This is a genomic window from Winogradskyella pelagia (assembly GCF_017581965.1).
Classification (GTDB): Bacteria; Bacteroidota; Bacteroidia; order Flavobacteriales; family Flavobacteriaceae; genus Winogradskyella; species Winogradskyella pelagia.
Genome location: NZ_JAGEVF010000053.1, coordinates 1 through 437, shown reverse-complemented (window position 1 = coordinate 437; position 437 = coordinate 1). Strand labels below are relative to the sequence as shown.

Here is a 437-nt window from a genome sequence, read left to right as displayed (position 1 = left end):
AATTACAAACAGCTATTGGTAACGTATCCAAAAGTTTTAGAAGATGGCGATTATGTCTATGACATAGACCAGGCCACGGCATCTGTTATCAATGACGAAAACCTGCTCTTTAGGAGCCAGTGCAGCGACCCAAATGCCGAGATATGGGAGTGGGACAGTAATGCAGGTAACTGTTGGCCTGTGGCATGTACCGCTAGTGGAAACCACTGGCCAGGAGAAGAGTGCAATGGAGAATCTTGGGAACAGCCAACATGGGAATGCACAGGGGGCTGGGTGGTTACGGGCTGCGACACCTATATTGACGGAACCCCTGATGGCGCAGGCACTACAACAGGCGGAACCAACGGTGGCGGTGCAGACCCTGACAATGACAACCCACCTGCTGAGCCAGATCTCCCAGACCCTATACCTGCAGTACCCTTTAACACCCACCAAGA

The 437-nt window shown here is 51.9% G+C and carries 1 protein-coding gene; it reads left to right on the top strand.

The window, feature by feature from the left end; all coding sequences use genetic code 11:
* On the top strand, positions 1–437 hold a 437-nt coding region (locus J4050_RS15225; protein WP_208155470.1), incomplete at both ends, for a hypothetical protein.